Source organism: Acidisoma silvae (genome assembly GCF_020618775.1).
Taxonomy (GTDB): domain Bacteria; phylum Pseudomonadota; class Alphaproteobacteria; order Acetobacterales; family Acetobacteraceae; genus Acidisoma; species Acidisoma silvae.
Map to the genome: position 1 here is coordinate 226,979 of NZ_JAESVB010000002.1, position 20,019 is coordinate 246,997.

A 20,019-nucleotide genomic window follows, 5' to 3' on the forward strand; every position below is an offset into this window, starting at 1 on the left:
CATCGGTCATGATGGAACGGCGTCTGTGGCGCGAAGGCTCGCTGGGCGTTGCCGGCAAGGTCTGGCAGACGAACTGGTTTTTCGTGCTGCTGATCCTGTGCCTTGCGGCGGTCGGCTATGTGGCGCTGTATTCAGCGGCCGGCGGGTCGCCTGAACCCTATGCCCAGAAGCAGCTCGTTCGCTTCTGCATCGGCCTTGTCATCATGGTCGCGATCGCGATGACGGATATCCGCATCATCTCCCGCTATTCCTGGTGGCTTTATGCGCTGGGGATCGTATTGCTGCTGGTGGTCGCCAAATTCGGCCATGTCGGCAAGGGCGCGCAGCGCTGGATCGCGATCGGCGGTTTTCAGTTGCAGCCGAGCGAGCTGATGAAAATCTTCCTGGCGCTGGCCCTGGGGCGCTGGTTTCAGAAGGCAAGCTATGAACAGGTGGGACGCATCACCTTTCTGGCGGTGCCGGTTCTGGCCATTCTTCTGCCGGTGGGGCTGATCCTGAAAGAGCCGAACCTCGGCACCGCCGTCATCACCGGCACAATCGGCACCGCCATTCTGGTGGCGGCCGGCGTGCGCTGGTGGAAATTCGTCATCGTCATCGCGGCCTTCGGCGCGGCTCTCCCGGTCGCGTATCACCATCTGCACGACTATCAGCGCCAGCGCATCCTGACCTTCATGCATCCCGAACGCGACCCGCTCGGCACCGGCTACAATATTCTACAGTCCAAGATCGCGCTGGGTTCGGGCGGCATGTGGGGCCGGGGCTTCCTGAACGGCAGCCAGAGCAATCTGGATTTCCTGCCCGAAAAGCAGACCGACTTCATCTTTGACCTGATCGCCGAACAATTCGGCCTGGTCGGCAGTCTATGCGTCTTGGGGCTGCTGCTGCTGATTGTGCTCGGCAGCATGCTCATCGCGCTCCGATGTCGCCATCAATTCGGGAGGCTGGTGGCACTTGGCATCAGCGTCGATCTGTTTCTGTATGTCTTCGTCAATATTGCCATGGTCATGGGGGCGATTCCCGTGGGCGGTGTGCCGCTGCCGCTGATTTCCTATGGTGGCTCGGTGCTGATCACGGCGATGATCGCCTTCGGCATCCTGATGTCCGTTCACGTCCACCGGGACGTCGAATTTCCCGAAAGCGATCATTGAGGGCCGGGTTACAGCCCCGCTTCGTAGCGTTCGCGCCAAGCCAGCTTCACGGGCGTTTCCTGCCGGCGGATGCTGAGTGAGGCCGTTGCGGCGAGCATCCCCCTGATGCCCAGCCAGGCACCGATATCCGTCAGGTGGGCCTGCGGCGCCTTGGTCAGCGCCTCATAGGTCAGGTGTTTGGGGACGATGTTGTTGGTCGCAAAAAAGCGATAGAAGCCGAAATTCTGCGTCTGGATTTCCGCTATCTGCTCATCGATGATCGCACGACTATAGACCAGCGCCTCGTCCGGCATCCGCGCGGTCTGCAACGAGGTCCATTGCTGGTTCTGGATCGCCACCAGCATCGAAATCGCCTGCGCCAGATGATCCTGCCGCTCCAGCAGCAGGAAATGGCTGCGATCGGCAATCTGATCCAAGACCCCTGTTTCTGTAAGCATGAGCAATTGCTCGAGTCCGATTTTGGAGGCGAACCGCTCGCCCCGCTTCAGACGATCGCAAAGAAAATTCATATAGGCTGGGAATGAGCGCAGCCCGCATTCCCGCACATGTGGGGCGATCGTATCCGCGTTATAGACTTCTTCGGGCAGATTGAGCTTGCCGTTTGCCGCCATAAGCTGAGCCAGGAAGTTCGACCCGCAGCGATTCGTGAAGCAGAGGAACACGAATTGCACCGCGGGATAGATTTGCTCGACAGGCGGGTTTTCACCAAAAAGCGCTGGCAGGACATCGCGATGATAGCGATGCACATTTTGCAAGGACTCCGGCACGATCATGCGGGCAAGCTTAGTCATCAATGACGTCCCCTGCTGCACTTACAAAACTTCCTCGTGTCGCAATGCATGGCCAGTTTCTCTCTCAGGTCTTAACGAAAATTTACTAAGCAACCTGACCCAAAGCATTAGGCGTTAGGGGTCAATCTTCTGAAAGGACCAATCGCTTGAAATCATCCGCCTGGCTGGATCAGATCGGCGGCCGTTTGGCCGATCAAATGCGCTTTCTGCTTGAGGCCGACCGGCTGAAGGGCGTCATTCGTCTGAACCACATCGCTGATGGATCAAGACGGGAAAACACGGCCGAACATTCCTGGCACCTGGCGTTGTTCGCCATGGTTCTGTCGGAATACGCGATCGAGCCCGTGGATATCTGGCGGGTCGTTCAGATGCTGATTTTGCATGATCTGGTCGAAATCGAAGCCGGGGATACGCCGCTGCATCTGACGCTGACCGATACCGGCCAGGCCGAGCGCGAACAGGCAGCTGCCGATATTCTGTTCGGCATGCTGCCGTCCGAACAGGGGCAAGCCTTTCGCGCCATGTGGGATGAGTTCGAGACGGCCGAGAGCGCGGATGCGCGTTTCGCCAAAGCCTGCGACCGCCTGCAGCCGATCCTGCTCAATCATGTCGTCGGCGGCGGCACCTGGAACGTGCGCCCCGACTTCAATATCGAAATGGAAAAGTCGCTGACCCAGCGCATCGCCCTCGGCTCGCCCACGCTATGGGCTGCCGCCGAGACCGTTTTTGCGGACGCGGTCGCCAATGGCTGGCTGAAACCGGCACCGACACCTGCGGCTTAAAGCCGCCGGAACATCAGCAGGGCATCGACATGGCCGACCGCCGGATGGGCGAAAGCGCCCGGCAGTCGGCACAGCGTCTCGAAGCCGAGACTGGTCCAGAGATGGACCGCCGCCGCATTGGTGCTGATGACGAAATTGAACTGCATGGCACGGAACCCTCGTGCCTTGGCCTCCGCCAAAGCAAAATGCCCCATGGCGCGGGCGATGCCCCGGCCAGTGGCTTGGCCAGCCGTCGCGAAGCCGGCATTGGCGACATGCGCCCCACCACCCTGCTGATTGGCCTGGAGGTAGAAACTGCCCAGGACCTCGCCCGCTAGCTCTGCCACGAAAACCGCATGTACCGGCAGAAACCAGTAGGCGAGCGCCTGCTCACGCGACCAGTCGCGGGGAAGCGCATAGGTCTCCCCCGCCGCGATGATCGGCCCGATGATAGCCCAGACCGCATCCTGGTCGGATGCGGCAGCGGGCCGGATGATCAGGCCTTCGGCCATTAGGCTGCCACCGCACCCAGCGCCCCCTCTAGGGCCTGGGTCAGGTCGTCGATCAGATCGGCCGGATCTTCCAGACCGATCGACAGGCGCACGACGCCGGCCGTGATACCGAGCTTCGCCCGTTCGGCGGCATCGACACGCATATGCGTCGTCGTAGCCGGATGGGTGATGAGGGATTTCGAATCGCCCAGATTGTTGGAGATCGAAATCAGCGCCAGCCGGTTCAGCATGGCGAAGGCCGCTTCCTTCGAGCCGAGATCGAAGGTGACGAGCGTGCCGCCCGCGCTCATCTGGCGCATCGCCAATTCCCGCTGGGGATGGCTTTCCAGCGTCGGGTAGCAGGTGCGGGCGACTTTGGGATGCGCTTCCAGGAAGCGGGCGACCTGCTCGGCCGCGCGGCAGGAGGCATCGACGCGGAGCGTCAGCGTTTCCAGCCCCTTCAGCAACAGCCAGGCATTGAACGGCGAGATGGCCGGGCCGGTATTGCGGGTAAAGGGCTGAAGCACCTCTTCGATCCATTTCTTGGAACCGAGCACCGCGCCGCCCAGCACACGGCCCTGGCCGTCGATATGCTTGGTGCAGGAATAGACGACGACATCGGCGCCGTATTCCAGCGGCTTTTGCAGCAAGGGCGTGGCGAAGACGTTGTCGACGACGACGATAGCGCCGGAGGCGTGGGCCAGATCGCAGACCGCCTTCATGTCGACGATTTCAAGCATCGGATTGGACGGCGTTTCCAGCAGCACAACCTGGGTCGGCGTCTTCAAAGCCTCGGCCCAGGCGTCCAGATCGGCGCCGTCGACGAAGACGGTCTCGATACCGTAGCGCGGCAGCAGGGTGGAGACGATCCAGTAGCAGGAGCCGAACAGCGCACGGGACGCAACGACGCGGTCACCGGTCTTCAAATGGCTGAGCAGCGCGGCATTGACCGCCGCCATGCCGGTGGCCGTGGCGCGACAGGCTTCAGCGCCTTCCAGCAGACAAAGGCGGCTTTCCAGCATCTGCACGGTCGGATTGCCGAAGCGGGAATACTGGAAATGCTCGACCTCACCGAGGAAGGTCTGCTCGGCCTGCTCGGCGCTGTCATAGACGAAGCCGGAGGTCAGGAAGAGCGCCTCGGTCGTCTCGCCGAAATTGCTGCGCATGGTGCCGCCATGCACCAGCAGGCTGGCGGGGCGGAGGGTCTTGGGCAGTTTCGTCATGGCAATGGGCCTCTCTGAGAGAAACCCGGCCGTGGATGCAGCAAAGGCACGAGCCCTCACTGGCCTCTTTAGCGCGCTTCTTTAGCCTCGCCGCAATCCGGCCGGACAAATCACGAGGAGGGCAAACCCATGCCCTGGTCCCATGCATAGGACCGGCTTTGCAGCCCCGTCAACGGCGTGGGGCTTGGGGGAGCTTTTCAAACCACGCAAGGACCGCTAGAAGCACGTCATCGGGCGCATACGCGGGTATGGTGTAATGGTAGCTCGTCAGCTTCCCAAGCTGAATGCGCGGGTTCGATTCCCGCTACCCGCTCCACCGAAGTCTTCCCTTCCCATTCAGGCTTAGAGTCGCGGCGCGGCGTCGCCCTGCGCGATCAGACTCTCGTCCGGAGAACGGTCAAAGAGCTTGAAGGTGATGAGATCGCCTTCCGGCAGGACCGCGATGGGCGATCCCAGGGGCGCCAGAATGGCGTTATAGCTTTTCGGCGGCGTGTGATCCGCTTGTCCCACCTTGCCCTCCACCACCCAGACTCGGCCGCCATCCTGCACATGGACCGCCGCCTTGAAGATGTCGCGCGTCCAGAGATCATCCGGAATCGACTGCCCATCGCGCGCCAGGAAGAAATTCATGATGGTGATGGGGCCGCGATCCGGCACCAGGATCATGTCCCCGGGCTCAAGGATATTAACGAGGTCGCGGGACGCGAGATCCCAGCGCGGCTTGGTCTCGGACTGGTAATACGGCACCAGATTGACCGAAGCGAGCAGTGCTATCGCCGTAACGGTAGAGAGCGGCAACCACCGGCCCGGCAGGACAGCAACACCGAGACCGACGAAAACGAAAAAGGGCACCGCGCTCCACAATAGATAGCGCGGCATCCAGAGCGGCTTGCCGATGGAGATCAGCAGGATCAACAGCGGCGGCACGATGGCGACGGCCAGCAGGGCATAGAGCATCGTCGGCGCCACACTGGCCAGGCGGCGCTGCCCGCCCGCACGGCGAAGATAAACAACGCCCAGCAGGCCAAACGCCAGAAGCAGGGCGCCGAAACCCGGCACCACGACCGGAAACAGGTGAAAGCTGATGAGCCGCGAAATACGCATGAAATAGAGCGAGCCCAGCGTGGACGTGAAGCTGTGCAGCGTCATCGCCGGCACCCAATCCGTGCCGCTGCCCATATTGCCGCGCGTCGCGACTGCCATGGCCATGAACCAGGGCAAGGTCAGGCCCAGGATGATCGCCTGGGCGATCCCCCATCGCCACCAGAAGCGGCGCCGGTCGACGGCGGGGTCCAGGCCGACGGCGATAGCCGCGACATTGGCGGAAATCAGCCAGAAAAAGGCTGTGCTGAGAACCTGCAGGGCACCCAGCGTGCCCAGCGTATAAATTACCCACGGAAAGAGGCGCGCGCCCGGACTGCGGAAAGGCAGCGTCGCGGCGCGGGGATCGCGGGCGATTTCAACCAGGCCCCATAGGCCCATCGCCATCATCAGCATGACGAAAGTATAGGACCGCGCTTCCTGGCCGTATTGCACTTGGAGTGGCGACAGCGCCATCAGCAACCCTGCCACCAACCCGGCCTTCCAGCCGCCGGCACGCATGCCGATGATATAGAGCATGGCCGCCGTCGCGCCGCCGAAAATCGCGGATGGCAGCCGCAGCACACTTTCGCCAAGGCCATAAGCACCGGACAGCGAGGCGATCCAGAAATAGGACGGCAGATGATGCGCGACGAGAGAATCATGCACCATCGCCCCGAAAGACAGGCTGGAACGATGGACGGTCGTCACCTCATCCAGCCAATAGGGCATCGACCCGATGTGATAGAGGCGCGTGGCGCAGCCCAATGCCAGGACAACCGCACAGAGGAGGCTGTTGCGGCGGGTGGCGGCAATGCGGCCAAGGGTTTGAAATAGGCCTGTTCCGCCCATGCTTTGTCTCCAGCGACCGTGTCGCCCTTCGCGGTCTTGAGGCAGATTAGACGGAGAGTAAGGCAAGTTTGCAGCCGCACTGTGCCAAGAGGTCATTCATCATACGATTGCCAAGGCTTAGTCCCTTATTTAAGCTTTTGGACTTACCCCTCGTGGAACAAACCGATTGTTCGATGCCGCCTGAGATAACCCCCGCCTTTTCCGTCTATGACCCCAAGACGCCTGGCGATCAGCGGTCCAGCGACGGCCTGGACACGCCCCTGTCCGGACATTCCCGCTTCGACGAGGCCATGCTCGCCGCCGCCATATCCTTCGTCAGCTTCTATCGAGGCAGCTGGCTGCTCAATCGCATCGCCAATGATCGTGGGCGCGTCATCGCCAGCTTCATCATGCTGGACCTGCATTTCAGCAGCGGCCAGACCGGCTTCACGGTCGCCCAATTGCGCGATGAGGCCAATCGCTACCGCCTCAGCAGTCCCAACCGGATGACGGCTTTGGCGGCGCTTCTGCGGGTCGGCGGCTTCCTCCAGGCCGTACCCGCCGAAGACTCCCGCAAGCGGAAGCTGGCGCCGACCGAGACTTTGCTGACGCTGCATCGCGAAAGGCTGGCTGGCGTGCTCCGCGCCAATAGCTTGATCAACCCCGATCTTGCCACGGTATTGCCGCTGCTGAGCGATAGCGAAATTCTGGGCGATATTGCCCGCAGTTATCTCGCTTTCTGGCGAGCCGGATTGCGCGCCACGGGCGCCGATCCCGCCCTGGAAGCCCTGATCGAGCGCGATGCCGCCTTCACCATTTTGTTTCTGCTGCTGACCGGCATTCCCGAAGGCCGCTCCTATCGCGTGTCCGATCTTGCGCGGCATTTCGCGATATCGCGGACCCATGCGCTCGGCATCATGCGCACCTGCATGGAATTCGGCCTGGTCGTGCAAAACGGGCCGGGCGGCCCGCATATGGGCACGCAGAAATTGGTGGAGACGCTGCGGCCCTTCTTCCTGGCCCTGTTCCAGATCCAGGCGGAAGCGGTTCGCCATGCGCTCAGCCGGCATGCGGAGCGCGCATCAGCACGCGCATAAGGTTGCGCAACCATGGCCATAGATGGCCTGAAACGAACATATCGCGCTATAGCCTTGCCTTTAATCACGGTTGAGTGGCGCGTGATATGCTCGCTTGCTTTTTCGTATAGTTCGGTTTTATGAGCGCTCGCGACCCGTTCCGCGCATAAGGCCCGAACCATGACCAGCGACGCAGCCGCCGAAATTTACGACCTTGCCGTGATCGGCGGTGGGATCAATGGCTGCGGCATTGCGCGCGACGCGGTGGGGCGCGGCTGGCGGGTGTTCCTGGCCGAGAAGAACGATCTCGCCTCCGGCACCTCCTCGGCCTCCACCAAGCTGATCCATGGCGGGCTGCGCTATCTGGAATATTACGAGTTCCGCTTGGTGCGCGAAGCGCTGATGGAGCGCGAGGTGCTGTGGGGCGTAGCACCCCATATCGTCTGGCCACTGCGCTTCGTCCTGCCCTATCACAAAAAGCTGCGCCCGCGCTGGCTGCTGCGTCTGGGCCTGTTTCTCTATGACTATATCGGCGGCCGGAAGAAGCTGCCGCCGACCCGCTCGGTCAATCTGCGACGGGACGTCACCGGCCAGCCGCTGAAGCCCGACTATGTCCATGCCTTCGAATATTCCGATTGCTGGGTCGAGGATTCCCGCCTCGTCGTGCTCAACGCCATGGATGCCGCCGCGCGGGGCGCCACCATTCGCACCCGCACGCGCTGCCTGGAGGCCGTGCGGGAGGATGGGCTGTGGCGCGTGACCTTGCAGGACGAGGCGACCGGCCAGACCTACGCCATCCGCGCCCGCGCGCTGGTCAATGCCGCCGGCCCCTGGGTCGGCGATGTCGGGCAGAGCGTGTTGCACAACAATACCCGTGCGCCCGTCCGCCTTGTCCAGGGCAGCCATATCGTGGTGCCCAAGCTGTACGATCATCCCGGCTGCTACATTTTCCAGAATGACGACCGTCGCATCTTCTTCGTCATTCCCTATGAGCAGGATTTCACGCTCATCGGCACGACCGACCAGGACTACAAGGGCGACCCGGCCGATGTGCGGGCAAGCGACGAAGAGATTGCCTATCTCTGCCGCTCGGCAAGCGATTATCTGGCCAAGGCGATTACGCCCGACATGGTGGTCTGGACCTATTCCGGCGTGCGGCCGCTGTATAACGAGGACAGCGACACGGCGGCCCAGGCGGCGACGCGGGATTATGTGCTGAAGCTGGACGCGCCTGACGGTGCGCCCGCTTTATTGTCCGTCTATGGCGGCAAGATCACGACCTTTCGCCGGCTGGCGGAATCGGCGCTGGCGCAATTGGCGCCGCATCTGCCGCCCGCGACGGGCAAGGCCGCAGGCTGGACGGGCAAAGAAAACCTGCCGGGTGGGGATTTCCCCATGCAGGGTTTTCCGGCCCTCAAGGCGGAGATGGCACGGCGCTACCCTTTCCTGTCCGACCGTCATCTGCATCGCCTGCTGCGCGCCTATGGCACGCGCGTCACGATCCTGCTGGGTGACGCCCGCTCGCAGGCCGATCTGGGCGAAACCTTCGGCGCCGATATCACCGAAGCCGAACTCCGCTACCTCGTTCAATACGAATGGGTCCGCACCAGCCAGGATATCCTCTGGCGCCGTTCCAAACTCGGTTTGCGGATCAGCAAGGACGAGGCGCAGCGAATTGAGACGGTGATCGCGGCCCTGACGGACCGCCTTCCCGTCCTGGCCTGACATCCCCTTGATCTGATGAGCGCCGGGATCTGATGGGCGCCGGGCGAAAGCCTGCCTGTCTGCGAGCAGGCTGGACGTCTGCCGGAACAATGATGATAGAAAGCAGCCATGCGCATCATCCTGGCTGCCGTCTTCGGTCTTCTGCTGCTGGCCGCCGGTTACGGGCCAGCCTCTGCCGCGCCCCCTGACCCCAGCGGCTATTGGGTGACGGGCAAGGGCGAAGGCGTGGTGCAGATCTATCCCTGCGGCGAGGGCCTACGCTGCGGCGCGCTGGTCGGCTTTCAGATCGATCACCCGACAGACCCGACGCCGCAGACCTGGAATCACGCCTCTCAATGCCGCTTCGTGTTCATTCGTGACCTGCACCCGCGCAAACGGGCCTGGATGGGCTCCATCGTCGATCCGCAAAGCGGCCATCACTACAGCGCCAAAGTGCGGGTGATGTCCGCCGATCAACTGCGCCTGCGCGGCTATTTCCTGCTGCCCATGCTGGGCGCAACTCGCTTCTGGACCCGCTATACCGGGCCGACGCCGCCCGCCGATTGCCGGATGCCGCCGAATTCTTTGGAATAACCGGCGTTAACCGGCGGCGGCGCCTAGCCGGCCGCGCCTAGCCGGCCGCGCCGATGGTCGTCAGGACAAGATTGGGCGTGAGGATCTGGGGCAGCAGAATCGGCTGGTGATGCCCCGGCGGGTAGAAAACATAAAGCGGCACGCCGCTGCGCCCATATTCCTTGAGATAGGCGGTGATTGCGGGATCGGCTTTCGTCCAGTCACCGACCAGATAGGTCACGCCGGTCTGCCGGAAGCCCTGCTGCACGACGGCGCGGCCCAGCGCCAGACGGTCATTCACAAGACAAGTGACGCACCAAGCGGCCGTCAGATTGACGAAAACGGGCTTGCCGGCGGCGCGGAGCGTATTCAGCTTATCGGTCGTGAAGGCTTCCGCGACGGAGGCGGATGGCGCGGCTTGCGCCGCTGGCGCAATTCGCGCTTCCCACAAGACCGGAATCAGAACCGCCACGGCCAAGCTCGCGATGACCGGCGCGACCCGGCCGCCCAGGCGCCCGGCCCAGGCCGCGAAGGCGATCAGCAACAGGCCCAGGCCTGAATAGATCAGCAAGGACGATCCGCCCTCCTCGCTCGCGACCCAGACCAGCCACAGCACGCTGGCATAGACCGGAAAGGCCAGCGCCTGATGCAGGATGACCATCCAGCGGCCGGGGCGCGGAAAAATTCGCCCGATACCGGGGATACAGCTCAGCACGACCATCGGCAGAGCGAGACCGATACCGAGTGCCACGAAAATCAGCAGCCCCGGCAGAGGTGGCCCTGACAGGGCCGCCGCCATGGCCGCACCCATGAAAGGCGCAGTGCAGGGTGTGGCGACCACGGCCGCAAGCACGCCGCTGAAAAAGCTGCCCAAGGCGCCACCGGTTTCCGTGAGGCCTTGCCCAAGGCCGATCCAGCGCATGCCGACGGTCAATATGCCGGAAAAACTCAGCCCGACCGCGAAGAGCAGCCAGGTGATGGCCAGGACGAAATCCGGCGACTGGAACTGGAAGCCCCAGCCGACGACACTGCCGCCTTCACGCAGACCGAAGAGCACGCCCGCCAGAGCCAGAAAGCTGACCAGGATGCCGAGGCCGTAGACGAAGCCGTCCCGCCGCGCCCGGCCACGCGTCGCATCACCCAGATGAGCCAGATGCGCCGCCTTCATGGCGAGGACCGGAAAGACGCAGGGCATCAGATTGAGGATCAGCCCGCCCAGCAGCGCCGCGCCGATCAGGCTGAGATAGCGGGCGGAGGCCAGGACATCCAAAGGCACCATCCAGGCGGCCTTGCCCGGCATCTGCACCGGCGGCAGGCCAGGTGTGGCGCTGATCATCGCCGCCCTTTCGCTGCCATCGGCCGCCGTCAGCACCAGCAGCCCTTCCAGCGGCTGATCCGCCTTGTAATCAGCCGCCAGTTTCAGGCCGAGCACGAGGCGCCCCCGGCTCATCTTCACCGGCTGGAAATAGTCCTGGTCAATCGTGCCCTGGCTCGTCGGAAAGAAATAGGCGCTGGCCACCCGGTCGCGCGACGCGCCGGCGCCATCGACCGTCAGCGTGCCGTCCGGCTCGATCCAGCCGCGCCAATCCGTCTCATGCGGCATATCGGCCGCTGCCCCGGCGAAGAGGGCCGACTCATGCGAGGGACGCGGCTTGGCCTCGACCGGCAGGGCCAGAGAGAAATCCGCCTGGCCCGGCACGCAGATGTCGTTGCAAACGAGCCAGGTGGCCGCGACCTTCACGGTGTAATGCGCGCCATCGATGCTCTTCGGCGGCGTGATCGTCAGCGGCAGGAGAACGGGCGCCAGCTTGCGGCTATAGCCGTAGCTCGTCACCGGCCCGTCATTGATGACCTTCGGAATAGGCCATTGGATATCACCGGCCTTGCCCCCTTCCGGCAGCGTTACCGCCGCCGTGGGCGCGGCGCCGGCATCGCCCGGATTGGTCCAGTAGATATGCCAATGCTGGCCGAGCCCGAAGAGCAGGCCGATATGAAACGGCGTGCCCGGTGCCACGCTGTCGACGTCCGAGACGACGCTGACCTCGTTATTCAGCGTTGAGGCAAAGAGGCTCTGCGCCGCTTGCGCCGGCCTGCCCGCCACGAGCCAGAAACCCGTGACGAAGGCGACGATGGCCACGACGGTCATGCGCGGGACGAGCTTCAGCCTGCGGGCACAATATATCATGCCGACCTTTTACAGGCCGATGCGCTGCATCTCCAGTGATGCTGGTGTAACCTGACCAGCGAAATGCGGGACTTTACCTTGTGCTTGAAGACTTTCTGACCGATCTGCCCGTGGCCGAGGCACTGCCGTCGCTGCTGGACTCCCTGGCCAGGCAGCCCAATGCCGTCCTGGTGGCGCCGCCCGGCGCAGGCAAGACGACGACGGTGCCGCTGGCTTTGCTGCGCGACGCCCCCTGGGCGGAGGGCCGTATCGTGATGCTGGAACCGCGCCGCCTGGCTGCCCGCGCGGCCGCGACCCGCATGGCCAGCCTGATCGGCGAAAGCGTTGGCCAGACAGTGGGCTTTCGCACCCGCATCGACAGCGCGGTGTCGGCGGCCACGCGGATCGAGGTGGTGACGACCGGGCTGCTGGTGCGCCGACTGCTGTCCGACCCTGGGCTGGACGGCATTTCCGCTGTCATCCTCGATGAAATTCATGAGCGCTCGCTGGAAGCCGATCTGGCGCTGGCGCTGTGCCTGGACGCGCAGCGCCTGCTGCGCCCGGACCTGCGGCTGATCGCCATGTCCGCAACGCTGGACGGCGCGCGCCTTTCGGCGCTGATGCAGGCCCCGATCATCGAAAGTGCCGGACGCATGTTCCCGGTCGATATCCGGCATAGCGCCCGCGACGTGACGGAGCTGCGCGACCTGCCGGAGGCGATGGCCCGCAGCATTCGGGGCGCCTTGGCCGAAGCTGACGGCGATATCCTGGCCTTCCTGCCCGGCATGGGGGAAATCCGCCGCACGGAGACGGCCTTGCAGGGCGTCGATGCGCTGGTATTGCCGCTGCACGGCGACCTGCCGCCCGCCGCCCAGGATCTGGCGCTGCGCCCGGCCACCCAGCGGCGGGTGGTGCTGGCCACCTCCATCGCCGAAACCTCGCTGACCGTGCCGGGCGTGCGCATCGTCATCGACGGCGGTTTCCGCCGCACGCCGCGCATGGACAGCAATAGCGGCCTGACCCGGCTGGTGACCGAACGCATCAGCCGGGCCGCCGCCGACCAGCGGTCAGGTCGTGCGGGACGCGAAGCGCCCGGCATTGCCATCCGGCTCTGGACCAGCGCGCTTCAGCGCGGATTGCGGCCCTATGACCGGCCGGAAATCCTGGAGGCTGAACTTTCGGGCCTGCTGCTGGATTGCGCGCAATGGGGGACGCTACCGGCGGCACTCCCCTTCCCCGATGCGCCGCCCGAAGGCGCGCTGGCGGCAGCGCTGGCTTTGCTGGTCGATCTGGACGCGATGACGCCGGAAGCCGGCATCACGCCGCTCGGCCAGCGCATGAGCGCGGTCGGCGCGCATCCGCGTCTGGCCGCGATGATGCTGACGGCGGAAACGCTTGGCCAGAAGGCGCTGGCCGCCGATTTGGCGGCGCTGCTGGAGGAACGCGACCCACTCCGCACGGGGCCGGATGGGCCGGCCGATATCATGCTCAGGCTGGATGCCCTGGCCGGACATGGCAGTGCGCAGGCCGATCGCGGCGCCGTGCAGCGCATCAGGCAGGCGGCAAAAAGCTATCGCGGGCGGCTGGGCCTGCGCGGCGACGTGACGGCGGCCGGAGACCCGGCCCCGCTGATCGCGGCCGCCTTTCCGGACCGGCTGGCCCAGCGAAGGGGTGAGCCCGGCAGTTTTCGCCTCTCGGGCGGCGGCGGCGCCAAAGTGCCGCTGAGCGATCCGCTGGCCCGCGCCTCCCTGCTGGCCGTCGCATCCCTGGAAATGAAGACCTCCGCCCGCATCCGCATGGCCGCCCCCCTGGACCCGGCAGCCCTGCCGCCGAACCTCGCCCGGCGCGTGACGGAGACGGTGGAAACCACGCTCGACCCTGTCACCGGCAGCATCCTGGCGCGCCGGCGGCGGCGCCTGGGCGCGTTGATCCTGGAAGACCGCTCCGGCCCGCCGGATGCGGCGGAAGCCGCCGCCGCCCTGCTGGATGCGATGCGGCGCGACCCGTCGCGCCTGCCCTGGACCGAATTCGCACGCGGCGTGCAGGCGCGGCTGACGCTGATGAACGGCGTCGAACCCGATCTTTGGCCCGCGAGCGACGACGCAAGCCTGACGGCAAGTATGGAGGACTGGCTGGCACCGCATCTGCACGGGCTGACCCGGCTGAGCGACCTCGCCAGGCTCGATATCGGATCCCTGCTGCTGGACCGGCTGGACTGGTCGCTGCGTAGCCGCCTCGACCGCGATCTGCCGACGCATCTGTCCCTGCCCGGCGGGCGGGCGGCGGTCGATTACAGCGAGCCGGTGCCGATGGCCGCTGCCCGCGCCCAGCATTTCTATGGGCTCGCCGAGACGCCGAAACTGGCCGGCGGGCGCATTCCCTTGCGCCTGTCCCTGCTCTCCCCCGCCGGGCGGCCGATTGCCATCACCGCCGATATCGCCAGCTTCTGGCAAGGGGCCTGGGCCGACGCGCGGCGGGACATGCGCGGCCGCTACCCCAGGCATAACTGGCCCGAGAACCCGCTTGTCGCCGAGGGCCGGTAGCGCCAAGCTGCCGCCCCTCAACCAATCAGGAGCCGTCATGCGCCGCCTCATTTCCTCCGGATCGCAATTCGAGACCGAGATCGGCTATTCGCGTGCGGTGGTAGATGAGGAATGGGTTTTCGTTTCCGGCACCACGGGTTTCGATTACGCGGCGAAAACCATTTCCGAGGATGTGGCCGAGCAGACAGAGCAGACTCTGAAGAATATCGGCTGGGCGCTGGAGGAAGCAGGCGCCAGCTTCGCCGAAGTCGTTCGCGCCAATTACGTTCTGCCCAACGGAGATGATTTCCCAGCCTGCTGGCCGGTGCTGCGCAAATATTTCGGCGACGTGCGTCCGGCTTCGATGATGATCGTCGCAGGCCTTGCCGATCCACGCATGAAGATCGAAATCGAAGTCACCGCCCGCAAACGCCGCGCCAAGGCTTAGAGTCTGTCAGGCTTGGTTTGAATCGCCCTCAATCGTCATGCCCGCGAAAGCGGGCATCTTCTCCCGCTTGCAGCGTCTGCCCCAGACGATTCCCGCATTCGCGGGAATGCTGTTTCAGTGAAAACCTAGCAAACTTTACTCTGTCAGGATCCGCGCGCCATGCGCAGAATTTCCAGCGTGCGCGGATCACCCTTGCCGTGAAAAAACCTGTCCAGCGCCTCGCGAAAGCAGGCGTCCGGACGGGCACGGTCAAACAGCGTCATGGAGGAATGAAACTTCATGTCGTCCGGGCTACCGAAAAACGCCAAGGCCGACCATTGATCGGCCTGAAGCGTGAGCCGCGTGCATTCCATCAGCCGCTTTCCCAGCAGCGGATGCGCCAGATAGGCCTGCGCCGCCGCCAGTGACGGAATGCCGTATTGCCGGGACATCATGCTGTGTCCCAGGCTCAGCAGTTGCGGAAACACAAACCACATCCAGTGGCTTCGCTTATGGCCCGCCCGCAATTCCCGCAGAACCTGCGGCATGACCTGCTCCTGCGCCCTGACGAATTGCTCGAGATCGAAACTGTTCGGCATGCGGCCTGCCCCCCTCGCCCTTTGCCGCAGGATAGACAGGCGAGGGTGGAAAAATCCTTAGCTGCCGGCCAGCCGATCCGGATAGTCGATCGTCTTCAGCGCGCCGTCCGGCTCCCCGATGATCGCGGAGCGGGCGATATCGATGAAAAGCCCGTTCTCGACCACGCCTGGAATCCGGTTCAGCGCGACCGACAGCGCTTCGGGATGGGTGATCACGCCCAGCGCGCAGTCCAGGATGTAATGGCCGGAATCCGTAACGAAGGGGGTATCCAGGCCGCCGCGCAGCACAATTTTGGGTTCCAGATAGCCGCTTTCGATCAGCAATTCGCGGATCAGCCGTTCCGTCGCGTGCCAGCCGAAGCGGATAACCTCCACCGGCAGCGGAAACTGGCCAAGCTGGTCCTTGGTTTTGCTGCCGTCGATGACGGCGACGAAACGCTTGCCTGCCGTCGCGACGATCTTCTCCCACAGCAGATTGCCGCCGCCGCCCTTGATCATCTGCCCCTGCGGGTCGATCTCATCCGCGCCATCGAAAACGATGTCGAGTTCGCCGACATCGTTGAGATCGGCCACCGGCACGCCGACCTCGATGGCCAGCGCGCGGGTCGTTTCCGACGTCGGCACGCCGGTCACTTTCAGTCCGGCCTGGCAACGGGCGCCGAGGCTGCGGACGAAGCGCCGCAGCGTGGTGCCGGACCCGAGGCCGACCAGCATGCCGTCCTCGATCATCGCCGCCGCCGCGTCGGCCGCCGCCTGTTTGGCGGCGTCCTGCGGGCTCAATTGCTCGGCCATGGATCAGACTCCTTTGGAGGGTTCAGCCACGCGGATGACGAGTTTGCCGAAGTTATGGCCACGCAGAAGGTCAATGAAGGCCTCGGGCGCATTCTCAAGCCCATCGACGACATGCTCGCGGAAATGCAGGCTGCCGTCGGCGACCCAAGGGGTGGCCATGGCCCGCCAGTCGACGAAGCGCTGTAGTTTGTCGGTGACGATGAAGCCTTCGATGCGCAGGCGCTTTTTGACGACATCCATCAGATTGGGGCCGGGGCGCGGTTTGGTGTCGTTATATTCGGCGACCATCCCGCACATGATCATGCGGCCGTAATCATTCATCAGCGGATAGACGGCGTCCTGCAGGTCGCCGCCGACATTCTCGAAATAAACGTCGATGCCCTTGGGGCAGGCGTCACGCAGGGCGGATCCCAGATCCATGACCGCGCGATGGTCGATACACTCGTCGAAGCCGAGCGTGTCCTGGATATAGAGGCATTTGTCCGGGTTGCCTGCGACGCCGACGACACGCGCGCCGGCCCGCTTGGCGAGCTGGCCGGCGACGGCACCGACCGCGCCGGAGGCCGCCGAAATGACGACCGTCTCGCCTGGCTTCACCTGGCCGATCTCCGTCATGCCGGCATAGGCGGTGGCGCCCGGCATGCCGAGCACGCCGAGATAGGCGGAATAGGGCACGCCCGTGGGCACGATGGTGAGGCGATCACCCGATGACACGATATGGGACTGCCAGCCGAAGGCGCCGACCACGATATCACCGGCAGTGAAACGCGGATCACGGGATTCGACCACCTCGCCCACCGTCTCGCCGGTCATCGGCGCGCCGATCGCGATCGGCGCCGCATAAGATGCCTTGTCGCTCATCCGGCCGCGCATATAGGGGTCCAGCGACAGCCACAGCGTGCGGGTCAGTACCTCGGCTTCGCCGGGCTTGGGCATGACCTCTTCCCGCATCTCGAAATTATCGAGCGTCGGCGCGCCTTTCGGGCGGCTGGCGAGGGTGACGGAGCGGCGAAGGTTGCTCATGCGAGATCGTCCCTATCGTTAGCCGCCCTCCACGCCGCTCACGGCCAGGGCGCGAGGCGGCGCGTTTGCGCTATCCTTCGCGCCTCAGGCGGCGTTCGGCAAGCCGCCCTGCACATGTCTGGTAAAAGCCGCGAAAAGCTTGCGCGTGACCGGACCGACCGTTCCGTCCTGGACGGAATCGTCGTCAACCCTGGTGATCGGCCGCACGAAACTCGTTGCACTCGTGATGAAAACTTCACGAGCGGCGCGCAACTCCTCCAGACTGAAGGCCGTTTCGGACAAGGTCAGGTTTTCCGCCGAGAGAAGCTCAGACAGCGCGGCGCGCGTGCAGCCGGGCAGGATTTCATGGCCCAGCGCCCGCGTGCGCAACTGGCCGGCCGCATCGACGATCCAGATATTGGAGGAAGCGCATTCGGTGACCATGCCGTCGGCATCCACCTGCGCCATCTCGAATGCCCCCGCTTCCTTGGCCGCCTGCTTGGCGAGGATATTGGGCAGCAGATTGACGGTCTTGATGTCGCAGCGATCCCAGCGCTGGTCGGGGCCGGTGATGATGCTGGTGGCCCAGGCATCGACATCCCTGGGGAAGGCCGGCAAGGCACGGGCGAAGACGACCAGCGTGGACCGGGTTCCGGCCTTGGGGAAATAATGCTCCCGCTTGCCGGCACCGCGCGTGACCTGGATATAGACCAGCGCATTGTCATGCAGCCGGTTCCGCTCCACCACCTCACGGATGATGCCTTCCAGCGCGCGCCGGCCGACGGGCCAGGCCAGGCGCAGCTCGCCCAGCGACCGGGTCAGCCGGTTGAGATGCTTCTCCTCATCCACGAAGCGGCCGCGATGCAGATGCACCACTTCATAAACGCCGTCCCCGAACAGAAAGCCGCGATCCTCTGCCCGGACCTGGGCTGTGGCCAGCGGCACATAGCGGCCATTGACATAGGCGATGCGGCTCATGAAGGCGTCCTGTTTGTCGAAGGTTGGAGCGTTTCAGGATGAGGCGGAAACATTATTCATTGCGTCATGCGCGGCTTCATGCCGCGCATCTACCCGGTTGGGCGCCATGACGGCCTTTGGGCGCCGCAGCGGGTAGACCCGCGGCATGAAGCCGCGGGCGACAGTAAAAGGTGCGTTTCAATCAAAATCTGAAACGCTCCAGGCGCTCCTTCAGTCGTCCAGGCCCAGCGCGCGGATATGCTGCGTCTTCTCGTCCCAGCCGGCGCGTTCCTTGACGGTGAGGAAGAGATGGACCTTGCGGTCGAACAGCTTCGTCAGCTCAAGCCGCGCGCGCGCGCCGATTTCCTTGATGCGGGCGCCGCCGGCGCCGATCAGGATGGCTTTATGGCCGGAGCGGGAGACGGTGATATTGGCATCGATCCGCACGGACCCGTCGCGCCGTTCCTTGAAGCTTTCGGTCTCGACCGTCGTTTCATGCGGCACTTCCTGATGCGTCTGCAGCAGGATCTGCTCGCGCACGATCTCGGCCGCCAGCAAGCGGTCCGGCAGGTCGGTCAGTTCCTCGTCGGGGTAGAGATGCGGGCCTTCCGGCACAGCGGCGGCCAGCGCATCGCGCAGTTCGGCCACGCCTTCACCGGTGACGGCGCTGACCATGAAGGTCTCAACGCATTTCACCCGGGCGTTGATCTCGGCGATCAGCGGCAGCAGCCGCTGCGGCTCGACCAGATCGACCTTGTTCAGCACCAGCCAGACTTCGCGCTCCGAATTTTCCAGGCGCTTCAGAATGCCATCGGTAAGGTCGGAAATGCCGGCCTTGGCGTCGACCATCAGCACGGTCAGGTCGGCATCCTGCATGCCCGTCCAGGCGGCATTGACCATGGCGCGGTCCAGCCGGCGGCGCGGCTGGAAGATGCCGGGCGTGTCGACGAGCAGAATTTGCGCCACCCCGTGCATCAGGATGCCCATGATGCGGAAGCGCGTGGTCTGCGCCTTGGGGCTGACGATGGAGAGCTTCGCTCCGGCAATCCGGTTGAGCAAGGTCGACTTGCCCGCATTCGGTGCGCCGATGATGGCGACGAAGCCGCAGCGCGTCGGCGCGGTTCGCTGATCGGTCATTTATTGTTCGGTCCTGGCTTGGCTTTCCCGTCCGTAGCGCGCCTGAGCTGGTCCAGCAATGCTTGAGCGGCCTCCTGCTCGGCAGCCCTGCGTGAACCGGCCTCCCCGCGCGCTTCCGTTTCGCCCAGCCGAACGCTGATGACGAAATGCGGCTCGTGCGAGGGGCCGTCGCGGGAGACGATGTCATAGGCCGGCAGGCCGAGGCCGCGCGCCTGCCCCCATTCCTGGAGGCCGGTCTTGGCGTCCTTGGGTGGTTCGGCCGCAGCCAGCATGGCGGACGCGAAATTGGCGCGCACGAAATGCTGCACGGGGTCGAGCCCGCCATCGAGGAACATGGCGCCGAGCAGGGCTTCGACCGCATCCGCCAGAACCGAGGCGCGGCGGCGCACGCCTGCCCTTGCCTCGCCGGGGGCCACCGACAGCAAGGCCGGCAGGCCCAGGCGCTCGGCGACTTCCGCGAGGACAGGCTGGGAGACGAGCTGCGCCAGCCGGCGGCCAAGCGCGCCTTCCTGCTCACGCGGGTAATGTTCGGTCAGCCAGACGGAAATGGTCAGGCCCAGCACGCGGTCGCCGAGGAATTCCAGGCGCTCGTTGGAGCCCTGGCCGGCACCGGCGGCGGAGCGGTGCGTCAGCGCTTCCTGCAGCAGCCGGGGATTGGCGAAGCGGTAGCCGAGGATCTGCTCCACGGCCGCGCGGGCCTCTTCCGCCAGAAGCTCGGAGGAGGCCGCGGACTTGGCTTTT

At 64.5% G+C, this 20,019-nt stretch carries 18 protein-coding genes, 1 tRNA gene and 1 riboswitch; of the genes, 8 read left to right on the plus strand and 11 right to left on the minus strand.

What is annotated here, in order from left to right; genetic code table 11:
- Positions 1–8: 8 nt before the first annotated feature.
- On the plus strand, positions 9–1,148 hold the full coding sequence (gene rodA, locus ASILVAE211_RS05600) for a rod shape-determining protein RodA (RefSeq protein WP_227320315.1): 1,140 nt from the start codon (positions 9–11) through the stop codon (positions 1,146–1,148).
- Between the two features lie 8 nt (positions 1,149–1,156).
- On the opposite strand, the gene ASILVAE211_RS26300 is transcribed toward rodA, so the two are convergent.
- Entirely contained in the window at positions 1,157–1,960 is an 804-nt protein-coding gene (locus ASILVAE211_RS26300; protein ID WP_227320316.1) for a Stf0 family sulfotransferase, read from the minus strand.
- A gap of 125 nt (positions 1,961–2,085) precedes the next feature.
- Between ASILVAE211_RS26300 and ASILVAE211_RS05610 the strand changes: the two genes are divergently transcribed.
- Positions 2,086–2,721 carry an HD domain-containing protein gene (locus tag ASILVAE211_RS05610; RefSeq protein ID WP_227320317.1) on the plus strand — a complete coding sequence of 212 codons (636 nt, stop codon included), beginning with the start codon at positions 2,086–2,088 and terminating at the stop codon, positions 2,719–2,721.
- Here the strand turns inward: ASILVAE211_RS05610 and ASILVAE211_RS05615 are convergent.
- Positions 2,718–3,212, minus strand: a complete 495-nt coding sequence (locus ASILVAE211_RS05615; protein ID WP_227320318.1) for a GNAT family N-acetyltransferase — start codon at positions 3,210–3,212, stop codon at positions 2,718–2,720. The two genes, ASILVAE211_RS05610 and ASILVAE211_RS05615, sit on opposite strands and share 4 nt — an antisense overlap.
- Positions 3,212–4,414, minus strand: a complete 1,203-nt coding sequence (gene metZ / locus ASILVAE211_RS05620) for an O-succinylhomoserine sulfhydrylase (RefSeq protein ID WP_227320319.1) — start codon at positions 4,412–4,414, stop codon at positions 3,212–3,214. Before metZ ends, ASILVAE211_RS05615 begins: the two co-directional genes overlap by 1 nt.
- A 47-nt stretch (positions 4,415–4,461) precedes the next feature.
- Positions 4,462–4,541, minus strand: a riboswitch (SAM riboswitch).
- A gap of 115 nt (positions 4,542–4,656) precedes the next feature.
- On the opposite strand from metZ, the gene ASILVAE211_RS05625 reads away from it, so the two are divergent.
- Positions 4,657–4,730, plus strand: a tRNA-Gly gene (locus ASILVAE211_RS05625).
- Positions 4,731–4,756: 26 nt separating this feature from the next.
- On the opposite strand, the gene ASILVAE211_RS05630 is transcribed toward ASILVAE211_RS05625, so the two are convergent.
- Positions 4,757–6,346 (minus strand): glycosyltransferase family 39 protein, encoded by a 1,590-nt coding sequence (locus ASILVAE211_RS05630; RefSeq protein ID WP_227320320.1) that lies wholly within the window; start codon positions 6,344–6,346, stop codon positions 4,757–4,759.
- A 173-nt stretch (positions 6,347–6,519) separates the two neighbouring features.
- On the opposite strand from ASILVAE211_RS05630, the gene ASILVAE211_RS05635 reads away from it, so the two are divergent.
- The 3 genes from ASILVAE211_RS05635 (at position 6,520) to ASILVAE211_RS05645 (ending at position 9,699) form a co-directional block, all read left to right on the plus strand.
- Positions 6,520–7,422: a hypothetical protein gene (locus ASILVAE211_RS05635; RefSeq protein WP_227320321.1), complete on the plus strand. Its 903-nt coding sequence runs from the start codon at positions 6,520–6,522 to the stop codon at positions 7,420–7,422.
- A gap of 159 nt (positions 7,423–7,581) precedes the next feature.
- Complete coding sequence (gene glpD, locus ASILVAE211_RS05640) at positions 7,582–9,126, plus strand: glycerol-3-phosphate dehydrogenase (RefSeq protein WP_227320322.1); 1,545 nt, start codon at positions 7,582–7,584, stop codon at positions 9,124–9,126.
- A 108-nt stretch (positions 9,127–9,234) separates the two neighbouring features.
- Complete coding sequence (locus ASILVAE211_RS05645; RefSeq protein WP_227320323.1) at positions 9,235–9,699, plus strand: DUF2147 domain-containing protein; 465 nt, start codon at positions 9,235–9,237, stop codon at positions 9,697–9,699.
- 37 nt (positions 9,700–9,736) lie between these two features.
- Here the strand turns inward: ASILVAE211_RS05645 and ASILVAE211_RS05650 are convergent, their stop codons facing one another.
- Positions 9,737–11,824 (minus strand): protein-disulfide reductase DsbD family protein, encoded by a 2,088-nt coding sequence (locus tag ASILVAE211_RS05650; protein ID WP_227320324.1) that lies wholly within the window; start codon positions 11,822–11,824, stop codon positions 9,737–9,739.
- Positions 11,825–11,943: 119 nt separating this feature from the next.
- On the opposite strand from ASILVAE211_RS05650, the gene hrpB reads away from it, so the two are divergent.
- Entirely contained in the window at positions 11,944–14,385 is a 2,442-nt protein-coding gene (hrpB, locus tag ASILVAE211_RS05655; RefSeq protein WP_227320325.1) for an ATP-dependent helicase HrpB, read from the plus strand.
- Between the two features lie 37 nt (positions 14,386–14,422).
- Entirely contained in the window at positions 14,423–14,812 is a 390-nt protein-coding gene (locus ASILVAE211_RS05660) for a RidA family protein (RefSeq protein ID WP_227320326.1), read from the plus strand.
- 143 nt (positions 14,813–14,955) lie between these two features.
- Here ASILVAE211_RS05660 and ASILVAE211_RS05665 read toward each other — a convergent pair whose 3' ends face one another.
- The 6 genes from ASILVAE211_RS05665 to rnc all read right to left on the minus strand — a co-directional run bounded on the left by ASILVAE211_RS05665 (position 14,956) and on the right by rnc (position 19,988).
- On the minus strand, positions 14,956–15,390 hold the full coding sequence (locus tag ASILVAE211_RS05665) for a DUF1810 domain-containing protein (RefSeq protein ID WP_227320327.1): 435 nt from the start codon (positions 15,388–15,390) through the stop codon (positions 14,956–14,958).
- A gap of 57 nt (positions 15,391–15,447) precedes the next feature.
- Entirely contained in the window at positions 15,448–16,182 is a 735-nt protein-coding gene (gene rpiA, locus ASILVAE211_RS05670; RefSeq protein ID WP_227320328.1) for a ribose-5-phosphate isomerase RpiA, read from the minus strand.
- Between the two features lie 3 nt (positions 16,183–16,185).
- Positions 16,186–17,205 carry an NADP-dependent oxidoreductase gene (locus ASILVAE211_RS05675; RefSeq protein WP_227320329.1) on the minus strand — a complete coding sequence of 340 codons (1,020 nt, stop codon included), beginning with the start codon at positions 17,203–17,205 and terminating at the stop codon, positions 16,186–16,188.
- Between the two features lie 84 nt (positions 17,206–17,289).
- Positions 17,290–18,162 (minus strand): D-amino-acid transaminase, encoded by an 873-nt coding sequence (locus ASILVAE211_RS05680; RefSeq protein ID WP_227320330.1) that lies wholly within the window; start codon positions 18,160–18,162, stop codon positions 17,290–17,292.
- A gap of 210 nt (positions 18,163–18,372) precedes the next feature.
- Entirely contained in the window at positions 18,373–19,278 is a 906-nt protein-coding gene (era, locus tag ASILVAE211_RS05685) for a GTPase Era (RefSeq protein WP_227320331.1), read from the minus strand.
- Complete coding sequence (rnc, locus tag ASILVAE211_RS05690; protein ID WP_227320754.1) at positions 19,275–19,988, minus strand: ribonuclease III; 714 nt, start codon at positions 19,986–19,988, stop codon at positions 19,275–19,277. The genes era and rnc overlap by 4 nt, the downstream gene beginning before the upstream one ends.
- Positions 19,989–20,019: the final 31 nt, after the last annotated feature.

What these genes read in the sequence shown, in the direction of transcription:
- era (WP_227320331.1), bottom strand. Translation starts at nt 19,278, where the DNA reads ATGACCGATCAGCGAACCGCGCCGACGCGCTGCGGCTTCGTCGCCATC.
- rodA (WP_227320315.1), top strand. Translation starts at nt 9, where the DNA reads ATGATGGAACGGCGTCTGTGGCGCGAAGGCTCGCTGGGCGTTGCCGGC.
- glpD (WP_227320322.1), top strand. Translation starts at nt 7,582, where the DNA reads ATGACCAGCGACGCAGCCGCCGAAATTTACGACCTTGCCGTGATCGGC.
- metZ (WP_227320319.1), bottom strand. Translation starts at nt 4,414, where the DNA reads ATGACGAAACTGCCCAAGACCCTCCGCCCCGCCAGCCTGCTGGTGCAT.
- ASILVAE211_RS05660 (WP_227320326.1), top strand. Translation starts at nt 14,423, where the DNA reads ATGCGCCGCCTCATTTCCTCCGGATCGCAATTCGAGACCGAGATCGGC.
- ASILVAE211_RS05650 (WP_227320324.1), bottom strand. Translation starts at nt 11,824, where the DNA reads ATGACCGTCGTGGCCATCGTCGCCTTCGTCACGGGTTTCTGGCTCGTG.
- ASILVAE211_RS05675 (WP_227320329.1), bottom strand. Translation starts at nt 17,205, where the DNA reads ATGAGCAACCTTCGCCGCTCCGTCACCCTCGCCAGCCGCCCGAAAGGC.
- ASILVAE211_RS05665 (WP_227320327.1), bottom strand. Translation starts at nt 15,390, where the DNA reads ATGCCGAACAGTTTCGATCTCGAGCAATTCGTCAGGGCGCAGGAGCAG.
- ASILVAE211_RS05635 (WP_227320321.1), top strand. Translation starts at nt 6,520, where the DNA reads ATGCCGCCTGAGATAACCCCCGCCTTTTCCGTCTATGACCCCAAGACG.
- ASILVAE211_RS05615 (WP_227320318.1), bottom strand. Translation starts at nt 3,212, where the DNA reads ATGGCCGAAGGCCTGATCATCCGGCCCGCTGCCGCATCCGACCAGGAT.
- ASILVAE211_RS05630 (WP_227320320.1), bottom strand. Translation starts at nt 6,346, where the DNA reads ATGGGCGGAACAGGCCTATTTCAAACCCTTGGCCGCATTGCCGCCACC.
- ASILVAE211_RS05645 (WP_227320323.1), top strand. Translation starts at nt 9,235, where the DNA reads ATGCGCATCATCCTGGCTGCCGTCTTCGGTCTTCTGCTGCTGGCCGCC.
- rpiA (WP_227320328.1), bottom strand. Translation starts at nt 16,182, where the DNA reads ATGGCCGAGCAATTGAGCCCGCAGGACGCCGCCAAACAGGCGGCGGCC.
- ASILVAE211_RS05680 (WP_227320330.1), bottom strand. Translation starts at nt 18,162, where the DNA reads ATGAGCCGCATCGCCTATGTCAATGGCCGCTATGTGCCGCTGGCCACA.